Annotated in this window: 21 protein-coding genes; 14 read left to right on the forward strand and 7 right to left on the reverse strand. The window is 53.5% G+C overall.

Annotated features, from left to right (window positions below):
- Positions 1–24: 24 nt before the first annotated feature.
- From QCD69_RS11605 to QCD69_RS11615, 3 genes are read left to right on the forward strand one after another with little or no spacing between them, the layout of a single operon-like run.
- Positions 25–2,268: a TonB-dependent receptor family protein gene (locus QCD69_RS11605; RefSeq protein WP_301252109.1), complete on the forward strand. Its 2,244-nt coding sequence runs from the start codon at positions 25–27 to the stop codon at positions 2,266–2,268.
- A gap of 17 nt (positions 2,269–2,285) precedes the next feature.
- Entirely contained in the window at positions 2,286–2,918 is a 633-nt protein-coding gene (locus tag QCD69_RS11610; protein WP_301252111.1) for a MotA/TolQ/ExbB proton channel family protein, read from the forward strand.
- Positions 2,911–4,173, forward strand: a complete 1,263-nt coding sequence (locus tag QCD69_RS11615; RefSeq protein ID WP_301252113.1) for a phospholipase D-like domain-containing protein — start codon at positions 2,911–2,913, stop codon at positions 4,171–4,173. Before QCD69_RS11610 ends, QCD69_RS11615 begins: the two co-directional genes overlap by 8 nt.
- Positions 4,174–4,285: 112 nt before the next feature.
- Here the strand turns inward: QCD69_RS11615 and QCD69_RS11620 are convergent, their stop codons facing one another.
- Entirely contained in the window at positions 4,286–4,474 is a 189-nt protein-coding gene (locus QCD69_RS11620; RefSeq protein ID WP_253456134.1) for a hypothetical protein, read from the reverse strand.
- A 371-nt stretch (positions 4,475–4,845) separates the two neighbouring features.
- Here QCD69_RS11620 and QCD69_RS11625 point away from each other — a divergent pair, with 371 nt between their 5' ends.
- The gene (locus tag QCD69_RS11625; RefSeq protein ID WP_253456131.1) at positions 4,846–5,277 is read left to right on the forward strand and encodes a DUF3828 domain-containing protein; all 432 of its coding nucleotides are present in this window, start codon (positions 4,846–4,848) and stop codon (positions 5,275–5,277) included.
- 44 nt (positions 5,278–5,321) lie between these two features.
- Here the strand turns inward: QCD69_RS11625 and QCD69_RS11630 are convergent, their stop codons facing one another.
- Positions 5,322–6,257: a VirK/YbjX family protein gene (locus tag QCD69_RS11630; RefSeq protein WP_253456127.1), complete on the reverse strand. Its 936-nt coding sequence runs from the start codon at positions 6,255–6,257 to the stop codon at positions 5,322–5,324.
- A gap of 234 nt (positions 6,258–6,491) precedes the next feature.
- Here QCD69_RS11630 and QCD69_RS11635 point away from each other — a divergent pair, with 234 nt between their 5' ends.
- Positions 6,492–7,316, forward strand: a complete 825-nt coding sequence (locus tag QCD69_RS11635; RefSeq protein ID WP_253456124.1) for an AraC family transcriptional regulator — start codon at positions 6,492–6,494, stop codon at positions 7,314–7,316.
- Between the two features lie 77 nt (positions 7,317–7,393).
- Positions 7,394–8,353 carry a DMT family transporter gene (locus QCD69_RS11640; RefSeq protein WP_301252114.1) on the forward strand — a complete coding sequence of 320 codons (960 nt, stop codon included), beginning with the start codon at positions 7,394–7,396 and terminating at the stop codon, positions 8,351–8,353.
- An 880-nt stretch (positions 8,354–9,233) separates the two neighbouring features.
- Here the strand turns inward: QCD69_RS11640 and QCD69_RS11645 are convergent.
- A complete protein-coding gene (locus QCD69_RS11645; RefSeq protein ID WP_125290204.1) occupies positions 9,234–9,629 on the reverse strand; it encodes a transposase in 396 nt (131 codons plus the stop codon).
- Between the two features lie 540 nt (positions 9,630–10,169).
- Here QCD69_RS11645 and QCD69_RS11650 point away from each other — a divergent pair.
- The 3 genes from QCD69_RS11650 to QCD69_RS11660 all read left to right on the forward strand — a co-directional run bounded on the left by QCD69_RS11650 (position 10,170) and on the right by QCD69_RS11660 (position 13,680).
- Positions 10,170–11,426 (forward strand): polysaccharide biosynthesis C-terminal domain-containing protein, encoded by a 1,257-nt coding sequence (locus tag QCD69_RS11650; RefSeq protein ID WP_301252115.1) that lies wholly within the window; start codon positions 10,170–10,172, stop codon positions 11,424–11,426.
- Between the two features lie 113 nt (positions 11,427–11,539).
- A complete protein-coding gene (locus QCD69_RS11655) occupies positions 11,540–12,385 on the forward strand; it encodes an ATP-grasp fold amidoligase family protein (RefSeq protein ID WP_367317863.1) in 846 nt (281 codons plus the stop codon).
- A 341-nt stretch (positions 12,386–12,726) separates the two neighbouring features.
- Positions 12,727–13,680, forward strand: coding sequence for an ATP-grasp fold amidoligase family protein (locus QCD69_RS11660; protein ID WP_253456112.1), 954 nt, complete (start codon positions 12,727–12,729; stop codon positions 13,678–13,680).
- A 38-nt stretch (positions 13,681–13,718) separates the two neighbouring features.
- Here the strand turns inward: QCD69_RS11660 and QCD69_RS11665 are convergent, their stop codons facing one another.
- The gene (locus QCD69_RS11665; protein ID WP_125290208.1) at positions 13,719–14,000 is read right to left on the reverse strand and encodes a YjcB family protein; all 282 of its coding nucleotides are present in this window, start codon (positions 13,998–14,000) and stop codon (positions 13,719–13,721) included.
- 806 nt (positions 14,001–14,806) lie between these two features.
- Here QCD69_RS11665 and QCD69_RS11670 point away from each other — a divergent pair.
- The gene (locus tag QCD69_RS11670) at positions 14,807–16,111 is read left to right on the forward strand and encodes a diguanylate cyclase domain-containing protein (protein ID WP_253456109.1); all 1,305 of its coding nucleotides are present in this window, start codon (positions 14,807–14,809) and stop codon (positions 16,109–16,111) included.
- Here QCD69_RS11670 and soxS read toward each other — a convergent pair.
- A complete protein-coding gene (gene soxS, locus QCD69_RS11675) occupies positions 16,108–16,497 on the reverse strand; it encodes a superoxide response transcriptional regulator SoxS (protein WP_125290210.1) in 390 nt (129 codons plus the stop codon). The genes QCD69_RS11670 and soxS overlap by 4 nt on opposite strands.
- 110 nt (positions 16,498–16,607) lie before the next feature.
- On the opposite strand from soxS, the gene soxR reads away from it, so the two are divergent.
- The 4 genes from soxR to QCD69_RS11695 all read left to right on the forward strand — a co-directional run bounded on the left by soxR (position 16,608) and on the right by QCD69_RS11695 (position 21,310).
- Complete coding sequence (soxR, locus tag QCD69_RS11680) at positions 16,608–17,072, forward strand: redox-sensitive transcriptional activator SoxR (RefSeq protein ID WP_253456106.1); 465 nt, start codon at positions 16,608–16,610, stop codon at positions 17,070–17,072.
- A 45-nt stretch (positions 17,073–17,117) separates the two neighbouring features.
- Positions 17,118–17,780, forward strand: a complete 663-nt coding sequence (locus tag QCD69_RS11685; RefSeq protein WP_301252118.1) for a glutathione S-transferase family protein — start codon at positions 17,118–17,120, stop codon at positions 17,778–17,780.
- A 355-nt stretch (positions 17,781–18,135) separates the two neighbouring features.
- The gene (locus QCD69_RS11690; RefSeq protein WP_253456102.1) at positions 18,136–19,485 is read left to right on the forward strand and encodes an NCS2 family permease; all 1,350 of its coding nucleotides are present in this window, start codon (positions 18,136–18,138) and stop codon (positions 19,483–19,485) included.
- A gap of 175 nt (positions 19,486–19,660) precedes the next feature.
- Positions 19,661–21,310: a Na+/H+ antiporter gene (locus tag QCD69_RS11695; protein ID WP_253456099.1), complete on the forward strand. Its 1,650-nt coding sequence runs from the start codon at positions 19,661–19,663 to the stop codon at positions 21,308–21,310.
- A gap of 60 nt (positions 21,311–21,370) precedes the next feature.
- Here QCD69_RS11695 and QCD69_RS11700 read toward each other — a convergent pair whose 3' ends face one another.
- Positions 21,371–21,847 (reverse strand): DUF943 family protein, encoded by a 477-nt coding sequence (locus QCD69_RS11700; protein WP_253461152.1) that lies wholly within the window; start codon positions 21,845–21,847, stop codon positions 21,371–21,373.
- A 5-nt stretch (positions 21,848–21,852) separates the two neighbouring features.
- Positions 21,853–22,683 carry a DUF3289 family protein gene (locus QCD69_RS11705; protein ID WP_253456096.1) on the reverse strand — a complete coding sequence of 277 codons (831 nt, stop codon included), beginning with the start codon at positions 22,681–22,683 and terminating at the stop codon, positions 21,853–21,855.
- Positions 22,684–22,788 lie beyond the last annotated feature (105 nt).

Consider the following 22,788-nt stretch of genomic DNA (forward strand, 5'->3'; position numbering starts at 1 on the left):
CCAACATCAAAACAGGAAATAATAATGAGCATTTTTATACGTTCCGGGGTGTGCCTTGCGGTGATGTCGGCCTTATCAATGGCGGCACAGGCAGCAGAGAGTACCGATGTCGGTGCCATTAATGTTCAGGGCGAGACGCTGGGCGGCGGCATGATGGTGCAGGAAGAGTCGGCGAAAGCACGTTCTACCATTACTAAAGAGGCGATGCAGAAGCAGGCGGATATGGCGGGAAACGCGCTGGATCGACTGAAATATACGCCCGGCCTGAACGTTAACAGCAACGACGCCAGCGGTTTGAGCGGCGTTGATTACACCATGCGCGGCATGAACTCCGATCAGATTGGCCTGTCGATCGACGGCATTCCAATTAACGACTCCGGCAACTACGCGGTTTACCCTAATCTGGTGGGCGACGCGGAAAATATCGAAGAGGTGTTTGTGACGCAGGGCTCGTCCGAGGCAGACGGCCCCCATATTGGATCGAGCGGCGGCAATATCGGTCTGGTGACCAAAAGACCCGCAAAAGATTTCGGCGGCTTTGTGAAGCAGACGCTGGGCAGTAACAATCTGAGTAAAACATTCGCCCGTCTGGAAACCGGCGAATATAACGGCTTCAGTAACTGGCTCTCTTATTCGCATACCGAAGCGAAAAAATGGCGCGGCGAAGGACGCTTATATTCCAATAAATTTGAGATGAACTCGCTCTTCGAGGCGGAAAATGGCAACAGCAGCAACCTGATTATGAAGTATAACCGTCAGGAAAACGCCAATTACAATACGTTAAGCAAGGCGCAGTTTGAACAGGACGGACGCTACGCCAACGATTATCCCGCTACGCCGCAGTACAATAGCCGTGGTCAGCTGTCGAGATACTACAAGCTGAACCGTAACCCGTTCGAGAATTTCACCCTCAGCTTTACGCAGAAACTCCAGCTGCAGGATAACCTGTCGCTGACGTTGCAGCCTTACTATTACTGGGGCAACGGCGGCAGCTTTACCGGCCAGAGCGCCAGCACGCTGGGGCCAACGTCCGATCAGGCGGGCCAGTACGATCTCAGCAATCTGACCAGCAATACTTATTACCGCCCGTCGTGGACACAAACCTGGCGGCCCGGCATCACGACTAAACTGAAGTGGGATATCAACGAGCAGCACAGTCTGGATCTGGGCTACTGGTATGAACGCGCTCGCCAGCTACAAACGCAGCCTTATGTGGCGATCAAGAGCGACGGTAATCCAGCTGATCTGTGGGGCGATCCGAACGGTGCCGGACAGGTAAAGGATGCCAACGGCAACACCGTGCAGGGCCGCAACCAGTATACCATCACGCCCGCGCAAAAAATCTGGCTACAGGATAGCTGGTTCATCACGCCCGACTGGACGCTGGTCGGCGGTCTGGCCTGGCAGCACGTCGATCGTCGCGGCGAAAACAAAGGCAGCCTGGAAAACGCGCCGGAGCATCGCCACGCCACCTATCACAAGTTCCTGCCGAACTTCAGCGCCAGCTATCGGCTCGATCAGCAGAATCAGGTGTTTTACAACCTGACGCGCAATATGCGTACGCCGCAAAACTACGTGCTCTATAACGTCGGCGATTCGATTAATACTAAACCGGAGCTGAGCTGGAACCATGAGCTGGGCTGGCGCTTTCAGCAAGACGATATGCTGCTCAGCGCCACGCTGTTCTATTTGCGCTATACCGACCGTCAGATTTCCACCACCAACCCGGATGGCGACTACGAGATGATGAACGTCGGCAAGGTGGAAAACCGGGGGCTGGAGGTCGAGTGGAGCGGCAAGCTGCCCTATAACTTCAACTACTACACGTCTTACACCTATACCGACTCCGAGCAGAAAGATAACGTCACGCGGGAAGATATCTCTCTGCCGACCAGCGGCAAGCAGCTGCCCAACTCGCCCAAAAATCTGTTGAACCTGACGCTGGGCTACGATGATGGCCGCTACTACAGCAGCGTCAGCGGAAAATATGTCGGCGCGTTTTACGGCGATATGACCAACGATGAAAAAGTGGGCGGCAGAACGGTGTTCGATCTGGCGGCAGGCGTTTATTTGCCAGTGGATAAAAAGATCGTCAAAAGCGCCGCGCTGCGGTTCGGCATCCTCAACCTGCTCGATAAGGAATACCTGACGTCGGCGCGCACTACGGTATTTAACGCCGATGCGCGTAACGGTCTTAGCGCCGCCACGCCTTATTACAATGTTGGCGTAGAGCGTACCTACAGCGTTTCGCTGGAAGCCACTTTTTAACCGAAAGAGAGAAGAAGATGAATGCAACCCTGATGCACGATGCAATCTTTTATGTCATGTACTTCTCGCTGGCGGCAGCGCTGGTGATTATTATTGAACGATCTATCTGGTTTGCGTGGACGCGGCGGCAGGCCAGCCAGCTGGCGGCGGTACTGACGACGGAAACGCACGCGCTGCCGGAAAGCGTAACCCGACGCAGCAGCGTGCCGCTGCGCGCAGTGCAGCCCGTACTGGCACGTAAAGCGCAGGCTTCCGCCGAGGCGCTCAGCGACGAGGTCGACGCGCAGTATCTGCTGAGCAAAGCGGCCATGACGCGCGGCCTGTGGCTGCTGGAAACGGTGGTGACCGCCGCGCCGCTGCTGGGGCTGCTGGGCACGGTAATGGGAATTATCGACACGTTTAAAGCGCTGGCGGCGGCAGGCGTGTCGGACGCCAGCCAGGTTTCCGCCGGGATGGGCACCGCGCTGTACGCCACCGGATTAGGCATCGCTATCGCGCTGGTTTGCCTGGTTAGCAATAACTTTTTGCAGAACCGTATGGAGCGCATTAATGAATTACTTAAGGTGCTGCTGTTGCGGGCGGCTACGCCCGTACAGTGGGCCGAGCCTGTTGCCGGGCCGCAGGACAATGGCGTGCGCCGCTATGCGTGATCTTGCGCAGCGGTGCAAACGGCTGCTGTGCGGCGGGCTGCTGCTGTTCAGCCCGCTCGGTGAGGCAAAGTTCGCCATCGCGGGTTATGAACTGGTTTATGATGCGCCCGCCGAAACCACCCTGACGGCGTCAGATCTGCGCAGCAGTGCCGTGGTGTGGCAAGAGATGTTCGCCAGCGCCCGTACGCAGATCGATATTGCACAATTCTATGTGGCCAACGAGCCGGGTTCGCGATTGGATAAGGTGATCCAGACGCTGCGGCAGGCTGGCGAACGCGGCGTAAAAATTCGTTTTTTAATGGATCAAAAGGGGCTGAAGCTCAGCACGCCGGAAACGCTGGCGCAGCTGAAAGCCATTCCGGGACTGACCTTGCGCATTATGCCTTTCGCCCGCCTGGCTGGCGGTATTATTCATGCAAAATACCTGCTGGTGGATGGTAAGCAGAGCTTTGTCGGCAGCCAGAACTTCGACTGGCGGGCGCTGGAGCATATCCAGGAAACCGGTCTGCTGATTAACGACGCACCTGTTGTAGCGCAAATTGCCGCCATCTTTAATCACGACTGGGCCGCGCAGCCGTTGCTGGAGGCGGGCGAAAAGGTGCCCGAAACCGGTACGGATGCGTTGCCTGCCGATCTTCGCGCCGGCCGTTATCTGGTCGCCAGCCCGCGCGCCTGGAATCCGGCAGGTATTCCTGATTCGCAGCTGGTGCTGCCGCAGCTGCTTGCTTCCGCCAGAAAGCGTATTCGGGTGCAGGTAATGGAATATGCGCCGCTGTCGTTTGGCGAAAATCGCACTCGCCCCTTTTATGCCGTTATCGACAATGCGTTGCGCGCAGCAGCGGCGCGCGGCGTACAGGTCGAGCTGATGGTCGCCAACTGGAATACCAAACAGCCCGATATCGCCTGGCTGAAAAGTCTGGCGCTGGTGCCGGGCGTAACGATAAAAATCGTGACGATACCGGAGGCGAGCAGCGGTTTTATTCCCTACGCCCGCGTCGTGCACAGTAAGATCATGACCATCGACGGCGAACTGGCCTGGACAGGCACCAGTAACTGGAGCGGCGGCTACTTTGATAATTCACGCAACCTGGAGCTGGTGCTGAATGATGACGTCATGGCGGCACGGCTGGATGCGCTTTATGAGCAGCTGTGGCAGAGCCGCTATGCCGCGCCGTTACGCATTGATGCCGACTATCCTGCGCCCGATCCCGGCGGTCTGCTGCGGGAAAATGCGCCGCGCCGTTACGCGCCATAGCGCTAAGCGTGAAACACCAGGAGAGGGCGGTATAAAGCATCAGCAGCACCCGCTGCCGCCAGAAACCGGCCCGGCTTGTAAAGGATAACCTGGCTCCAGCGGGCAGGCCGCGTCACAGCCAGGCAAAACCCCTGGCTATCAGCAAAGCCAGCCCCAGAGTTGTGGTCACAATTGCGCCGAACAGCAGGCGAAAATCCATGCGCGCCTCTTTTTTAAACTCGCGGATGTCGCTTTTGATTTCCTGAATAGCTTCCTGCATATGCCCGACATCGGTTTCCAGCCTGGTGACTCGTCTTTCCATCTGTATGCTCTCCATTGCGGTCTGAACGGCAAAGCTGACGCTTACGATAATTAAGCAGGAGTTGCGGCAGCGCGATAATCTTATAACCACATAAAAAAAGCGGACACTGTTTTCTGACGGCGCAGCGGAAAAACATTGAGGACTTCGGCATGGCTCGCATTTGTCGTCCGGATTTGCAGGCTGTTGCAGTTATCAGGCCGCTGCGGCGCCTGCTGCCCTGGCTAAAGTCATGACCCGTTGGCTACGGCGCGACACGGTATAAACATTTACCAAAAATAATGCGGAAACGGGTTCATTCAGGGCGATGAAAAGGTAAATTAACCGGCAGCGTGGAGCCGCCACGTAAAAGCGTAACGGGCAGAGATTTGTTGATGAAAAAATGGATACTGGCGCTGGGCATAGCGCTACTGGCGTCGCAGGCCGGCGCGGCGGAACAGGATCCGCAAAAGGTAAGCCAGGATTTTTACAGCTGGTATCTTAACGCGTTGAGCAAGGATGAAAGCCCGATCGACGAGCACGATCCGGTGTTAAATCAGTATGTCACGCCGCAGCTGCTGCAAAAGATCAACGTGCTGATCAAAAGCCCTGACGGCATGGACGACGATTTCTTTTTGCAGGATCAGGATTACAGCGACAGCTGGGTGGATCACGTCAGCGTAAGCCGGTTTACCGTCAACGGCGAAACCGCCTCCGGCGACGTGGCGCTGGGCAAGGATCCAGAGGATCGTCAGCTGCTGCTGGTCACGATGCGCAAAGATCGCGACGGCTGGAAAATTGATGATGTGGTAAAGGAAAGCCGCTAAGGTGAACCGCACGCGGGCCGGTACGGTCACCTGTGGCACGCGGCTCAGCGGATATGCGCGGTGAACTGCCCGGCCAGGGCGTCCAGCAGCTCGTAGCGTTTCCGATACTCCGACCGTTTCTTGCTGCTTATCTCCTCCAGCGGCTTGCGTGCAAACGTCGTCGGCAAGCGACAGAGTTTTGACGACAGCGGCACAGCGTTAAGCGTCTGCCAGAATTCGTCATAGCTGGCATGAAACAAACTCTTCTTTTTCAGGCGATAGCGCCAGCTGCGGAAAATATGGCCGGTGTCGCTGACGGCCTGGATCTGCGAAATCCCCGTTGCCTTACAGAACAGCGCCAGGGTTTCCATCAGCAGGCGTTTCGGAAATAAACCATAGCAGGCCTTGGTCGCCGAACGGATCAGCTCGTGCGGCGTATCGCGATGCGCGCCCTGAATACCGCCGACGATCGCTACCTTTTCACCTTGCTGCTCGGTTACAGCAAAGGTCACTATCGCCAGCTTGATCCCGTCCTGGCTGAAAAACAGATTGACCTCGCCTTCTCTTTCACAGCGTCCGGTACAGGCCATGGTAATGGAAAAGCTTTCGCCACCTTTGCCTGCAAAACGCAGCAGCTCCGCCCCTTGTTGGCTGAGCAGCGCCTGACGAAAGACAGAGTAAGGCAGGTCTCTGGCGAATCGGTAGTGCGCGATAATCGCCCCGGCCCGATCCGCCACCGGCATGCCGCCATAGAGATAGGGGCGATGGATCTTGCTCGGCAGCGTATGCTGGACGGCCAGTATTTCACGCATCACCGGCTCATGAATAATCGCATCGGTCAGTTTCAGGGTCTGCCGCGGACAGGCGAGCGAGCGGAACAAATACTTGAGGCGATATTCCCGGTCATACCACAGCTTGCCCGGTTTCAGCCTGCCCGTAACCAGCGACAGAAAAAGGGTCAGGCTGCTCTCCTGACCTGACGTAAGTGTGATATCGGACATCTTCGGCGTTCCAGTGGAAAAAACTCAGTTGAACACCGGCAACCTCAACATTGAGTAAATGACGATTTACAAGTTAAGAGCATTGCTTGTTGGTTGAATGAATGTTTAATTTATTAATCACTTATGCCAAATCAATTGCAGGAAACAGACAAATTAAGGATGACGTTCGCTGCTAACGTTATACTTTTGTATTAAGCAGAAGAGGGTTCCTCGCTCAATTTTCCGGAGGCTGGCTTGCAGGGTGTTCCCGCGCAGTTTAATGATGAAAAAGATCGCGCCCGCTTTTGCCAGCTTGATGGCCTGACGGGCGTAGAGCTTTATCAGGCGCATATTTCGCGCTACGCCTTTGAGCCGCACACGCATGAGGCGTTCGGCATCGGCACGATAGACGCAGGCGCGGAGCGTTTTCGCTATCGCGGCGCTGTGCATACGGCACCCGCGCAATCGCTGGTGTTAATGAATCCGGACGAGCTGCATACCGGCGAATCGGCCAGCGAAGAAGGGTGGCAGTATCGTATGCTCTATCTCGATCCGGCGCGGCTGGCCGCCATAACGGGCGAGCAGGGCTGGTGGTTTACCGAGGCGGTGTGCTTCGATCCGCCTCGAGCGGCCCAGCTTTCCGCGCTGTTGGCTATGCTCTGGCAGGTGCGGGATCCGCTGGCGAGAGACGGCATTTTACTGACAGCGATCGACCTTTTGCGTCCCTGCGCCCGGATTGGCGATAAGATGGCAGCCGCGCCCAGGCACCGCTTCGACCTCATAAAAGAGTATTTACGCGACAACCTTGCTGACAATATCACCCTGAACGAGCTGGCCGCGCTGGCCTCGCTCAGTCCCTGGCATTTTCAACGACAGTTCAAGGCGCAGTATCACGTTACGCCGCATCAGATGCTGATGGCGTTTCGCCTGTGGCGCGCAAAAGAGCTGCTGGCCTCGGGCCGCCCGGCCGCTGACGTCGCGCTGGCGGTAGGCCTGACCGATCAGGCTCATCTGACCCGCAGCTTCGCTAACCGCTACGGCACTACCCCGGTGCGCTATCAGAAGCAGATAAGAGGCTAAGCGCAATCTGCTACAATCTTTTCCCCTGACGGCGCGTCAGAATAGCGTTTTCGCTTTAATTAACGGGATCGCTGTTTATGTTTGCTGGTGTCTTTTTTGCCCTGAGCGCGGGACTGATGTGGGGACTTATTTTTGTGGTGCCTCTGCTGGTGCCGGATTACCCGGGCGCGCTACAGTCGGTAGGCCGCTATGTGGCTTTCGGCCTGATTGCTCTGCCGCTGGCGTGGCAGGATCGACGCCGGTTGCGTCAGCTGTCGCGCGGCGACTGGAAAGAAGCACTCAAACTGGCGCTGATCGGTAACCTTCTTTATTACACCTTTTTAGCCAGTGCTATTCAGCGTACCGGCGCACCTGTTTCCAGTATGATTATCGGCACGTTGCCGGTAGTTATTTCCGTCAGCGCTAACCTGTTTTATGGGCACCATGAAGGGCGGCTGCCGTGGCGAAAGCTGGTGCCGGTACTGCTGCTGATCGCGCTGGGATTAGGCTGCGTCAACGTTGCGGAATGGCAGGATAGCGCTCAGCATGGCGATCTGCCACGTTATCTGAGCGGCATAGGGCTGGCGGTAATGGCGATGATTTGCTGGACATGGTATCCGCTACGCAACGCTCGCTGGTTACGCGCGCATCCGCAGAAAAGCGCGACGACCTGGGCGACGGCGCAAGGCATAGCCACGCTGCCGCTGGCACTGGTGGGCTATTTGCTGGTGAGCATTCAGCTGCACGTTACCCGTCCCGACTTTTCGCTGCCTTTTGGCCCCCATCCCGCTCTTTTTATCGCCTTAATGATCGCGCTGGGCCTGTTCTGCTCCTGGCTGGGCGCTTTGTGTTGGAACGAAGCCAGCCAGCGTTTACCCACCGTGTTGGTTGGCCCGCTGATTGTTTTTGAAACGCTGGCGGCATTGGCCTACACCTTTTTATTAAGGCAGGGCTGGCCTTCAGCAGTAACGGTCTGCGGCATTCTGGCCCTGATAGCGGGCGTAGTGCTGGCGACACGTATCCAACCTGAACCGGTTAAAAAATCCGTCTTTTCTTAAGAGACTGGCCGAAAAAGGCACAGCCTTTGGCAAACTGTTTTGATTAAGGTAAAAAAAAGAGCGCTTTTCGTGCTCTTTTTTTATTGCCGCTGGCTGTAATTTCCGGAAGTTTTTAGCTCTATGTGTGATTTTTATCACGTTTTTTTTCCGATGCGGTGAGGAAAAAAAGCGGCTTCCATCAAAGACTGCTATGACACAGGGACCGATTGTTCCGCTATAAGAATAATCGCTAATCGGATTTGGTTATTTTCAAACACAGTCAATTCTTACTACACATTCAATATTGCTTCTTTTTTGAGACTGTTTTAGCAGCAACAAACCATTTTTAACTCAAATTTTAATGAACAGAAACGGAAGAAAGGACGATGCCCGGCAGATGGATACATTAATAAATCACAGAAAAAGATTAACTCTGCACATCAATGTCGGTCGTAAAGGTCAGGAATGTTAAGGTCTGTTGCATTATCGTTGGTCTTGAAAGCAGGGTAGCGAAACGGAGGAGGCCGGAGTGGCGGGGTTTTCACGCGAAAGGACGCATGGCGAACGGCAGAGAACAGTGAGAACTGTAAACCATTCGTAAACTGATAAGTATTATCATTACTGAAGTAGATGCCGGGTTTTCGGGTCGATCTGTAAGAAGGTTTTATGTCAGAATTGGCGCATTTATCGTTGACCAAAAAGATAAATGCGCTCTTAACTGTATGAAAGTAAAATAATTTTTCTGGTGACGATCAATTGTGGTAGCCTGGTGAGGCGGGTTTATAGGAATAAACTCATCACCGAATCAGGTCGCCATAAAAAGGAACGGTACTTTTTAATTAAAGATCGGAATATTTTAATTTGGTCCTGAACAGTAAAAAAATTGCGCACTGCGTCGCAATTATTGATTCTCACAGTTGTAAGGATAATGATAAACGCTGCGGCTAATATCCAGCAAGCGGCAGCTCCGGCGCGTGCCGATATCAAAAGTATCCTGAAGAAAATTAACCGCCTGACGCTTATCATTGGTAGTAAAGAAGTTTTTCAATACGCTCTGCAGCATTTCTTTATCTGAAGAGAGCATCTGGAGTTCGCGTTCCATACTGTGTACGCGCTCTTCTAACTCCTTGATTTTTCTTCCTTCTTCCGAGAATAGCCCGGCGTATTTCTTTTTCCAGCTGTAGAATGTGGCCTCAGAAATCCCCAGTTCTTCACAAATCTCCTTAACCTTTACGCCGCATTCAGATGCTTTAATGGCACTGGTGATTTGCTCTTCTGTATATCGTGACTTTCTCATGGATGCTATTACCTTTCTTAACTATAAAGTGATGAGAATGGCTGCACTAAAGAATGGATCTAATTTATCCATTAATCAGGACAGCGACGTTAAGTGCGCGATTTGAATTGCAGGCTTTAAGTTAAGGGATTATGAATAAATATCATCATGGGATTTCTCCTATTTTATTTGCAATGCACCTGGTTAGCTTTCGATAAAGCGCTTTTTGTTATAAATTCGATTCATGCCAGCAGCAAGGCCAGTTAGTAATTCAGAATGATCCAGCAGGCGGAAGAAAAAAACTGTGCCAGGATATTCTCCAGCGTTGTTCGTGCTGAGGTGGGTTGCTAACCAGTATCAAGTCCAGGAAGAATCAGACGGTTCGTTAAAAAAACGATCTGATAAAATAAAATCTTTTAAATAAGAGCGGTGCGCTATCGCCCGTAAAATAATATTCCGGACGCTTATTTTGCCAGGCCCAGGCCAGGTTTATTTTCTCTGTGATAGACAAGGATGTACTGACTTTCGTTATAAGTTATTAGTTCTACGAAGGAAGCTTCAATGAAACACAGTGTCGTCACGAACGCTGCCTGGATGATGTCAGAGAAGGTGGTTTCGGTTTTTGGTGTAATTTTTGTTACATCCTATGTTGCAAAATCTTTTGGGCCATCTGTTTTTGGGCAAATCGCATTTTCTGCATCCATTTTTTCCATTGTTCAAACCGTAGCGATTTTTGGTACGGAAACCATCCTGTTTAAAAGCATCAGCAAAAGCGCGGCGAAAGGCCTGCGGCTGATGGCCGTGGCAAAACAGCTGCGTATGGCATTGTTATTATTACTTTCTTTGCCGGTGCTGGCGTGGGTCTGGCTGGAGATGCGTGAAAATTTTTTGATTTTTGCCGTGGCGTCGTTTCTGTCGGCTATTTTCGTGACCCAGGATATTTTTAGCGTTTATAACAATGCGCGACTGGAATCGCGGATGAACACGGTTGCAAACGCAACGGGAATGATTATCAGTTTCGCCATTAGCTTTGCTATTGCGTGGTTCAAGCTTAATCCGCTACTGCTGTCCTTCTCGATTGTTGCGGTGACGCTGGTGCCGTACCTGATTAAGCGGACGATGTTTTATCAAAAAAACACCATCAGCCCGCCAACCAGGCGCAAGCACCGCAGCTATCTGCGCTATCTGTTCCATGCGGGACTGCCGCTGGCGATCTCCAGCGTGTTTATTTCTGTTCAGGTGAAGCTGGCGCAGTTTTTCCTGGTCGGCGTGGGATCGGCACACGAGCTTGGGCTGTTTACCGCTGCGAATACGATTTCTGCCTCATGGATATTTATCCCGGTGGCGATTATCACCTCCAGCTTCTCGGAAATTTTCCGCGAGCGGGCGGATGTAGCTTTGAGACTGGCCGCCAGGCTTAACGGCTACGTTATGGCCGTTTCACTGTTTATGCTGCTGATTGTTGCGCTGTTCGGCGAAAAAATTGTCAGCCTGCTTTACGGTCATGACTATCAGCAATCAGGCGATCTGGTCACGTTGCTTTCTCTGGCGACCTGCTTTTCAGCAATGGGTACCGTAGCCTATCGCTACATGGTGAAAGAGGGCGGTTTTAATTATCTGCTGGTGAAAATTATTTTACTGGTGGCGGTCAGCGTAGTAACCAACTGGTTTTTCATTCGTTTTTGGGGCTTGACGGGTGCCGCGTGGAGCGTGCTGGTCACGGAACTGTTATCCCTGACGCTGATGAATTATTTCTTTAAGAATGGGGTCATTCTTAAGATGCAGCTTTCCTCACTCAACTACAAAACCTATAGGTGAGTAAGAAAATGGTAGACGCAAAAAAACAACTTAAAAAGGCCGCCCTGAATTGCATCCGAATTATGCCGTGGTCTTGCCAGGACAGATTATATTATTTTCATCGGTTTAAACGGATGCCGCATATTCGTCATCCTGATTCTTTTAATGAAAAGGTACTGTTTCGCAAGTTTATTAAAGGCGATTACGATTGTTACGCCGCGTTATCAGATAAGATCCTGGTGCGGGATTATATTTCCCACAAGATTGGTGAGGAATACCTGATCCCTTTGTTACACACCACGGATAATCCTGAGACGCTGTTTGAGCTGGAAACGCTAAAAGATACGGTCATTAAGCCAAACCACGGTTCAGGGATGGTTAAAGTCTTTGTAGAAGAACCTGATTTTGTCGAAAAACATCAGCTTATTGAACGTTGTGGCGAGTGGCTGACAAAAGATTATTCGCACGAAGCGCGTGAAATCCATTACCGCTATATCAAACCGCAGATCATGGTTGAGCAGCGGGTAGGAGACGGTAAGTCTACGGCGATTGATTACAAGTTTCATATGTTTAACAAGCAGGACGGCCACTTTGAGTATGTGCTGCAGGTGGTGTTTAACCGTAGCGATAATCAACCGCTGTCGATGCTGTTCTATGTCAATAATCTTGATAGCTGCTTCTACCGCCGCTTTGATACTGCCGGACTGGATATCAGCCACAACCGGGCCGCGCTGGAGAAGGCGCTGGCGCTGAGCAAAAAGCTGGCCAGCGATTTCGATTACGTACGGGTTGACTGGTATATCAGCCAGGGCGACGTCTACTTTGGCGAGCTGACCTTTACACCAGGCGCAGGCCTGATGCCGGTGCTGAAGCACGGGCTGGACGAAATGATGGGCAAGATGTGGCTGCAGGATGGTCAATCAGCCACCCAGGCGGAGCGGCAGGAAAGCGCGCCGTCGACGGCGCAGAAGAAACAGTAATAAAACCCAGGACGGCCGCAGGCCGCTCTGTTCAGTAAAAATGGAGTTGTCGTCCCGCGAAGGGCACTACCGCAAGCAGGAATCTGCTCAGCGCGTCCTTAACGGGCTTTTCGTCAGTCAGTTTTCTCTCTTCTGACGCCAGAGGCATGAATCTGGTGTTGCCTTGCAGGAAGCAGAGACCGTGCGCAGGAAAACTGCATAAACGGGTAAAGCAGCTGACGGATTTTTTATGTCTGCCGGGAAAAATGAGACGCGGGTGTCGCGATTTCGGATGGCGAGAAAACGCTATTTTGAAGAAATTTTTCCTCAAACAATTATAAAGCCTGCAAATGAGGTCGAAAATGCTAAAACTCAAAGCAGAAATAAGAAAAGGTTTCCTGTTCCTTTTCAAAAAAATGCCCTGGTCCTACCAGGACAGAATTTATTATCTGCATAAATTTAAAAAATTACCCAACATACACCAGCCGAAACTGTTTAATGAGAAAGTTCTGTACCGCAAATTCGTCACCGGCGACTACCTGCGTTATGGCATGCTGTCCGATAAGCTGTTGGTTCGTGACTATATTTCTCAGACCATTGGGGATGAATATTTAATCCCACTGCTGCATGAAACAGCCGATCCTGTCACGCTGCTGGGGCTTAGCTCGCTGAAGAACACCGTGGTGAAGCCCAATCACGGGTCAGGCATGGTGGAGATTTTGCTGGAAGAGCCGGACTGTTTGCAGAAACAGCTGCTGATCAAGCGCTGCGAAGAGTGGCTGAGCCGGGATTTCTCGCACGAAGCGCGTGAGATTCACTATCGCTATATCAAGCCGCGCATTCTGGTTGAGCAATACGTCGGCGACGGTAAATTTGCCGCCGTTGACTACAAGTTTCACATGTTTAACAAGAAAGACGGTACTTTCGAGTACGTTTTGCAGATTATCTATAATCGCTGCGGCAATGCGCCGCTGTCGATGAACTTCTACGTTAACACGTTGAAATCTTGCTTCTATAAGATCCGTGATACGGGGCTGGATATCAGCGGCGACCTGGAAACGCTGGAAAAAGCGCTGGCGCTGAGCAAAAAGCTGGCCAGCGACTTCGATTACGTGCGCGTTGACTGGTATATCAGCGAAGGGCAAATCTACTTCGGCGAGCTGACCTTCACGCCGGGCGCAGGCATGGTAACCGGTCTGGATCAGGGGCTGGATAAGATGATGGGCGACATGTGGCTACAGGAACGTAAGCCAAAAACGCTGAAGGCGATTGGCGGCGAAGCGGCGGCGATGGCCGGGACGCTGAAGAAAGTATAAAGACGAAAGCCGCATGATCTTCATGCGGCTTTACGCTTTTATGGCAGAGGATAATCGGCTGGCGTATGGCTCATGACATCGACAAACACGTCTTTGGTGATATGCCAGAAGTTAAGCAGGTTATCCATGCTCAGCGTGATACCTAACAGGCCGGTGACGAACCAACACGACATGCCTATGCCAACGCCGGTAAAAATGAAGGCCATGCCGTTGCGGCTGGACTGACGACATTTTACGTTAAAGGTGCTGGCGAGAAACATCATGACTGCACTAACCAGTTCCCATCTCATCAGCACCAGGCTAGCGGTTAAGGTACCCATATCTCTGAAACTCCGCGTCAATCAGGCCTGGCAATAGAAAAAGCGTCATCTGTCCGGACGAAAAGGCCAGGATTGCTTTTCATCGGGGCGGATACAGGGAGTAAGTGTGATGACGGTCACATTATAGCATTGCGTCAGGCGAGTTTTGAACACTTTTAAGACCGCTTATGGGCGTTTTTTGATCGCGCACAATAATCACATTTATTTCCCGTAAGTTAGCGGTGATATTGCGCGGCGGGCGTTAAATAGCGCCTGAAAAAGTTAATATCTTTTTAAATTACGTTCAAACTCAGGTTATTTTTGAGACAAGGAATGAGAGTAATTTACATCATTTCGCCCACCGTTCCGAAATTGCCTTAGCGCTTTTAACTTATTTCTCCGCGCCGTTATTTTTATCTGTTCGCTGAATTATGCCAAATTATCTGGCAATAGTCGGCTCCTTTGGGATGAATCTGACCTGTTAAAAGTTGTATGGGATGAAGAGGAGTTGTAGGATTTTTGAAAACTAATTTTTGCCATTTTATTTCCTGCATAAGCTATCAGCGGTAAACGCGCACAGGATGGCAATAGCAGGAATTTTACGTCAGATAACCGGAGCCTGCCTGTTTGCCTGTGGCTGTTCAGGGTCGAAAAGCCATTTTTTGCCCGCAAACAACATTCCCCTCGCGTGCAGCTTGCTCTTTACCTCAGATCGGGGCAGCAGCCTGGTCCCGGCAGCGTTACTGCTACGGGCGGTCGCCAACGCAAGCCCCCAATGCAGAAGCGCTGCATGAGCGGAGATCCGTTCGGTTGGCGTGGGAGGAATCATGGATCATGACCGTCCCGCGGGAAACATTACCGCGCAACCGGCAGCTAAGCCGCTGCCTACGCTACGCAAGTCGCTACGGCGTATTCATTTAACTATTATTCTTGTCTCGCTAACGTTCAGCGGCATTTCGCTCTCGCTGCTTTCGGTGCTGGCTTTGCGTAACTACGCCGAAAACAATTCCGAGCTGCTGGCGACGACCATCAGCTACAGCGCCGGGCAGGCGGTAGCGACAGGTGACGGCGCAGCGGCGCGCGCTATCCTCCAGGCTATCGGCGCGAAAACACAGTTTGGTCAGGCTCGGATCCTCGATGCGGATCGCCGTTTGCTGGCAAGCTGGGCTGCAAACGATAATCGCGACAAGAGCGCCTTCAGCGAGCTGGTATCGCGCTGGTTATTTCCCAAACCGGTGCAGATCCCCGTCCTGCGCGGCGGTAAAGAAATTGGCACCATCTGGCTGACCGGCGATGGATGTCGGGTAATGCATTATCTTTATCAGGCGCTGACATGGTTGGGATGCAGCATGTTGCTCTCCGCGCTGCTGGCCTTTTATCTGTCGCGCCGAATGCATTCAGGCATCGTCAGCGCGCTGTCAAACATCGCCTGCGTGGCGCATGAAGTACGCAGGCGACGAGCCTTTTCATTGCGCGTGCCTTCTTCTTCTATTGCCGAATTAAACAAGCTGAGCGGCGACTTTAACAGCCTGCTGGACGAGCTGGCCGACTGGCAGCGCCATCTGCAAAGCGAGAATGCCACGCTGGCCCATCAGGTGCGGCACGATGCGTTAACCGGCCTGCCAAACCGCACGGCTTTTGAGCAGGAGCTGCACAAACAGCTGGACAATCCTTTGACCGCCGCGCGGGTGGCGGTGCTGTTTATCGACGGCGACCGTTTTAAAGAGGTAAACGATCGCTACGGCCATGCTGCTGGCGACAGGGTTCTGACCATTACCGCACAGCGCCTGCGCGCACGCTTGCGCAAAGGCGATTTGGTGGCGCGGCTAGGCGGGGATGAGTTTGCGGTACTGCTGTTAGCGATTGACAGCGGCGAGCAGGCAGGCTGCGTTGCGCAAAGCGTCATTGAGGCGATGCGTGAACCCATAAGGCTGGACGACGGCACGATCCTTACCCAGTCTCTGAGTATCGGCATCGCGCTGGCGAAAAATCATCATACCGGCGAGGCGACCATCGCCCAGGCCGATGCGGCGATGTACCACATCAAAGCGCTGGGCGGCGGCTGGTATTTTTCGCCCGCGCTCTGGAGCAGGCGACAGGCGTCGGCGGCGCTGGAGTGCGAAAGCGTTTAGCCGTTGGTGCTGACCGCTGACGGGAATTCAGAGCAGTCAAAATAGAGCGGACGCTTTTGCTGACGGCGCATGGTGTTGCGCCAGGCCGTCGGCGTCTGGGAAAACTGGCGGCGAAAAACGCGCGAGAAAGTCTGCTGCGAGTCATAGCCATACTGCATGGCGATATCAAACACCGGACGCTGCGTCTGGCGCAGCTCTTTCGCGGCCAGCGTCAGGCGACGCTCACGAATATAGTTGCCCAGCGTCTGTTTGGTCACGGCGCGGAACATGCGCTGCAGGTGCCATTTCGAATAGCCGGATCGCGCCGCAACGTCATCGATAGAAAGCGTTTTGTCCAGATTGCTGTCAATCCAGTCGGTAAGCGCGTGAATAATCTCATCATGCATACTGGTCTTCTCCCTGGGGCTGGCGGCCGATCGCTATGGCGAAAAAGAGGGGTTCGCCTTCTTAAGGGCTGGAGTATAATTCCTCAAGTTAACTTGAGGTAAAGCGCAAAGTGAAAAAAAATCTCGTATTAAACAAGCGCGAACTGACGCCCGGCGACGTGGCCGCACGCTGCGGCGTCGCCGTCTCGACGCTGCATTTTTATGAAAGCAAAGGCCTGATCGTCAGCTTTCGCAACGGCGGCAACCAGCGCCGCTATCATCGCGATGTCCTGCGCCGGGTGGCAGTCATTAAAATCGCCCAGCGGATCGGCATCCCGCTGGCGACCATCGGCGAGCACCTGGTGCAGTTTCCGCCGGGCAAGCGGCTGTCGCCTAAAGAGTGGGCGCTGCTGACCCGTAAATGGCGCGAGGAGCTGGACAGCCGCATTGATACGCTGACCCGACTGCGCGACGATCTGGATGGCTGTATCGGCTGCGGCTGTTTATCGATGGAGGACTGTCCGCTGCGCAACCCGGATGACCGCTTGAGCGAGCGCGGCACGGGCGCAATCCTGCTGGAGCCTGAACGTAAATAAGGCCGTCTATACTGATAGCACTTCGTTTACGCACAAGGAAAGGTCATGATCACCGTTCACCACCTGAACAACTCCCGTTCGCAGCGTATTCTCTGGCTGTTGGAAGAGCTGGAAACGCCTTATCAAATCAAACTGTACCAGCGCGAAAAAACGATGCTGGCGCCCGATTCGCTGAAAAAAGTGCATCCTCTCGGCAAATCGCCGGTGATCACCGATGGAAATCGGGTGATTGCAGAGTCCGGCGCAATCCTGGAATACCTGGCGGAGCACTATGACGCAGAAAATCGTCTGAAACTCACCACGGAAGATGAGCGTATCGAGTCTCGTTACTGGCTGCACTATGCGGAAGGTTCACTGATGCCGCTGTTGGTGATGAAGCTGATTTTCAGCCGAATGGGCGAGGCGCCGGTGCCGTGGCTGCTGCGGCCGGTGGGCCGCGCCTTTGGCAAGGGTGTGCAGAAGGCGTTCCTGGATAAGCAGCTCGCCACCCATCGCGAATTTATCGAGCAACACCTTGCGGGCAACGAATGGTTTGCGGGGTCGCGCTTCAGCATTGCCGACGTGCAGATGAGCTTTCCGCTTCAGGCGCTCAGCGCGCGCGGCGGCGCAGGCGACTCCCCTGCCATTCAGGGCTGGCTGAAGAAAGTCCAAAGCCGTGCGGCCTGGCAGCGGGCGCTGCAAAAAGGCGGTGCGCTCACTCTTGAATGAATCATCGCGCGGCGGCCCCTGACGTTTCATCGCGCCCGCGACCATAAGAAAGTGCTATGACCGCGCTTGTCGGCGAGCCAGCTAAAGTCTGCTCAGGCAGGCGCGGACGTAAAAGAGACGAAAATCTGCCGCCTTCCCGGCATCAGCAGTTGAAAAGGCGGCCTTAAAGGCAGGATAATCGTTTGCCTTTATAAAAAGGGCATTATGCCTGTCGGGTTAAACGTTTGCTTTTTTCCGATCGCGGCTTCTTTACGAAGTTTTGGCGATCTGCAATAGCGCTATCAGGGATGTAAACGTGGTACCAACCCGCCATCAGGCATCGATAATTCATAAGAAAGTTCAGGGGATTTCCATTATGTCGACTCATCATCAGACCGGCGGAACGTTAGACGCCTGGTTTAAAATCTCTGCACGCGGCAGTACCGTCCGCCAGGAGATTTTAGCCGGACTTACCACCTTCCTCGCCATGGTCTATTCGGTGATTGTTGTGCCGTCCATGCTCGGTAAGGCGGGCTTTCCTCCCGCTGCCGTTTTTGTCTCTACCTGCCTGGTGGCGGGCTTCGGCTCGGTCATTATGGGGCTGTGGGCGAACCTGCCGATGGCAATCGGCTGCGCGATCTCGCTGACTGCCTTCACGGCTTTCAGCCTGGTGCTGGGCCAGCATATCAGCGTGCCCGTAGCGCTGGGAGCCGTATTCCTGATGGGAGTGCTGTTTACGCTGATCTCTGCAACCGGCATCCGTGCCTGGATTTTACGCAACCTGCCAATGGGCGTGGCGCACGGCACCGGCGTCGGCATCGGCCTGTTTCTGCTGCTGATTGCCGCTAACGGCGTGGGCCTGGTCGTAAAAAACCCTGTACCTGGCGCACTGCCGGTCGCGCTGGGCGATTTCGCTTCCTTCCCCGTGTTGATGACGCTGGCAGGCCTTGCGGCAATCTTCGGTCTGGAAAAGCTGCGCGTGCCGGGCGGGATCCTGCTGACTATTATCGCCATTTCCGTGCTCGGACTGATTTTCGATCCGGCCGTAAAATATCAGGGGCTGTTTGCCATGCCTTCACTGTCGGATGCGCAGGGCCACTCGCTGGTGTTCAGCCTGGATATTCTGGGCGCGCTGAAGCCTGCGGTATTGCCAAGCGTGCTGGCGCTGGTGATGACCGCCGTGTTTGACGCCACCGGCACCATCCGCGCGGTAGCAGGCCAGGCGAACCTGCTGGATAAAGATCATCAGATCCTGAACGGCGGCAAAGCGCTGACCACCGACTCGGTCAGCAGCATCTTTTCCGGCCTTATCGGCGCTTCGCCTGCGGCGGTGTATATCGAATCCGCAGCGGGCACGGCGGCGGGCGGTAAAACGGGCCTGACCGCTATCGTGGTAGGCGTGCTGTTTCTGCTGATCCTGTTCCTGTCGCCGCTGGCTTATTTAGTGCCGGGCTATGCTACCGCGCCCGCGCTGATGTATGTTGGCCTGCTGATGCTGAGCAACGTTTCTAAAATCGACTTCAGCGATTTTGTTGACGCCATGTCCGGTCTGCTGGCCGCCGTGTTCATCGTGCTGACCTGCAATATCGTTACCGGTATTATGCTGGGCTTCGGCTCGCTGGTCATTGGCCGCATCTTTGCGGGCGAGTGGCGCAAGCTCAACGTCGGCACCGTGGTTATCGCTATCGCGCTGGTCGCTTTTTACGCTGGCGGCTGGGCTATCTGATCCCCTTTTACGAGGCCGGTTTTTCCGGCCTCCGTTCCGAATTTTTGCTTTTTTCCACGCAATAGCACACATCAGCTTTTTCAAGCCATCCCATTTTTGCTTTACTATTACACAGGGCATTATTTGTTCCGAGCCTGATATTTTTGTCGCTATCTGGAAGCTATGAAAGGACAACATGGAAATCTTTTTTACTATTCTCATCCTCACGCTGGTGGTCTCGCTCTCTGGCGTAGCCGCACGCATTATTCCTTTTCAAATCCCCCTGCCGCTGGTGCAAATTGTGATGGGCGCGCTGCTGGCGTGGCCGACTTTCGGCCTGCACGTTGACTTCGATCCCGAGCTGTTCCTGGTCCTGTTTATTCCGCCGCTGCTGTTTGCTGACGGCTGGAAGACGCCAACCAGCGAGTTTTTGCATCACGGACGCGAGATTATCGGCCTGGCGCTGGTGCTGGTTTTGATCACCGTGGTCGGCATCGGCTATCTGATCTACTGGCTGGTGCCGGGTATTCCGCTGCTGCCCGCCTTCGCACTGGCGGCCGTGCTGTCGCCAACCGATGCCGTGGCGCTCTCCGGGATTGTCGGAGAAGGGCGCATCCCGAAAAAAATTATGTCGATACTGCAGGGCGAGGCGCTGATGAACGACGCTTCGGGCCTGGTGTCGCTGAAGTTTGCCGTTGCGGTCGCGATGGGCACCATGGTGTTCACGGTTTCCGGCGCGTCGCTGGAGTTCGTAAAGGTTGCCGTCGGCGGTCTGGTGGCCGGTATTGTTATCTGCTGGCTGTACGGCAAGTCGCTGCGTCTGTTCAGCCGCTGGAGCGGTGACGATCCGGCTACGCAGACGGTGCTGCTGCTGCTGCTGCCTTTTGCTTCTTACCTGATTGCCGAACATATCGGCGTATCGGGGATCCTGGCCGCCGTCGCGGCGGGCATGACCATTACCCGTTCGGGTATTATCCGTCAGGCGCCGCTGGCGATGCGTCTGCGTGCCAACAGCGTCTGGCAGATGCTGGAGTTTGTCTTTAACGGCATGGTGTTCCTGATGCTGGGCTTACAGCTGCCGGACATTTTACAGCTGTCCGTGACTCAGGCAGAGGCCGATCCTAACGTCGATCTGTGGATGCTGGTGCTGTCGGTGGTGCTGATTTATGCCGCGCTGATGATCGTCCGCTTCGCCTGGCTATGGACGATGCGCCTGATCAGCCAGCGCCTGCTGAAAAAGCGGCCGATGGAGTTCAGCAGCTACAGCCTGCGTGAGCTGCTGATTGCCTCTTTTGCCGGCGTACGCGGGGCTATCACCCTGGCCGGCGTGCTGTCCATTCCGCTGTTTCTGACCAATGGTGACGCTTTCCCGGCGCGCTACGAGCTGGTTTTCCTGGCAATGGGCGTGATCCTGTTTTCGCTGCTGGTCGGCGTAGTGTTGCTGCCGCTGCTGCTGCGCGGCGTGGCAGGCAGGGATAAGACGGCGCACCGCCATGAGATCCAGATGGCGCGCGCGGCGATGGCGGAAACGGCTATCGACAGCCTGCACAAGATGGAAGAGCGGCTGGCGGCCGATACCGAAGAGAATATCGACGCTGACCTGGTCAAAGAAATCGCATCGCGAGTGATTGGCAATATGCGCCGTCGCGTGGACGGTAAGGACGATCTGGAGCGGGCGCTGTATGCGGAAAATCTGGAGCGCCGCTTCCGTCTGACCGCGCTGCGCGCCGAGCGCGGCGAGCTGTATCACCTGCGCGCCACGCAGAAAATCAGCAACGAAACCATGCAGAAGATGCTGCACGATCTCGACCTGCTGGAAACGCTGCTGATCGAGAAAGAAGAGTAGCGGGAAGACCGCGAGCCGCCCGGCTCGCGGTCTTTTTTACTGCTGTTAGCAGCAGTAGTATCAGCGTTCTTCCAGGATCAGCGGGCCGCCTGGTTTTTGGTAATAAGAGGCGTCTTCCATGGTGTAGCTCATGGTTCCCGTTGTCGCTCTGGTAACCTGCATCAACCAGTTTTCTTTTTTAATACATCTTTCCTCCGCTTTTATATTCTCAAAACAGAGCAGATGGTCGGTACTATGACTCGGGAAAAAAGTAGTGTCATCGGGTTTTTCTTGCTGATAACCGTCTTTAAAGTCCCAGATAGTTACCCAAAAAGTCTCGCCTTTTCTATTTAAAAGAAAAGGGTGTTGTTTATCCAGTTTCCGGGCGTTTTCTTTCCACCATTCAATCTTTCCTTTGTTGGTCAGAGGAAAGTTTTTCACCAAAATATCTGTGACGGAATGATTCTGGTGAACAGCTATAACCTCTACAGGCCGTAGCATCATAACGATGACGTACAGCCAGCTGACTACGACCAGAGCCGGGAAAAATCTATTCATCTTTTTCACTTTTTGCTTCCCGTCAGCGTGATGGTCGCTGCCATATTGGTAAAGAAGGGTTTGTACGCGTACCTTCTCCAGCGCTGTAGCACAAACCAGATTCGGAAAATATTCAAATGATGAAAACGAGGATCCATGATATCGCGGTCATCAAGGCCAAAGTGATCCTGGCCTTTGTAATGCAGGGTGGCTTTGTATTTATCTCCGTTAACTTCCAGAGACTTTAGCGTGATTTTTGTCGCGTATATACCGTGCACTGACATACCCAGACCATTCATCTTGTCTTGTAATCTATTAAATTTCGGAAGAAAACTCTCTCCGATAACTTTTCTTAAAGCCTGTTTTTTATTTTCGGCAAGAAAATAATTATCCCAGTCTATATTTTCCCGTATAAATTTATCGATAACCTTTGACGAGTTTGCGTTATCTGAATGCGCGCTTTCTATCAACCTCTTATAAGCCCCATTTAATTCACTGCTGGAAAAGGGTTTTCCATCGCCATATTGAAAATGGTCGATTAGTGCCATAAACAGCCCGCGATGGCCGAAAAAAGAGAAGGGCCGCGACTCGCGGCGGAATTCGTTGAATAGTTTGGCTGCCACTTCATGATGGCGCATCTTATGACGTATCACGGCGTAATTGCTGATGGGGAAATCCGTTCTCTCTGCCCGCCAGGGATCGTACTGACCGGATACTTTCTCCAGCCGATAGAAGTTCTTCAGCTGCAGCTCGCTTAAATCGCCGCACTGCATATCATCGGCACCGTAATCATCCATGCGTTTCTGCGTCTGAAAAACATCGAAGGGCAGGCGTAAAGCCTGTAGAGAAGGTGACATGCAATATTCCTTTTGCTGGTCAACGAGCGCTATTGCCCGGTTTTCTGTTAGTTTATCAGCTTAATTTATGTTCGTCATGCTGCGTTAAGAAAATCGCCTCTGTCA

Source organism: Erwinia sp. PsM31, from assembly GCF_030433775.1.
Taxonomy (GTDB): Bacteria; Pseudomonadota; Gammaproteobacteria; order Enterobacterales; family Enterobacteriaceae; genus Erwinia; species Erwinia aeris.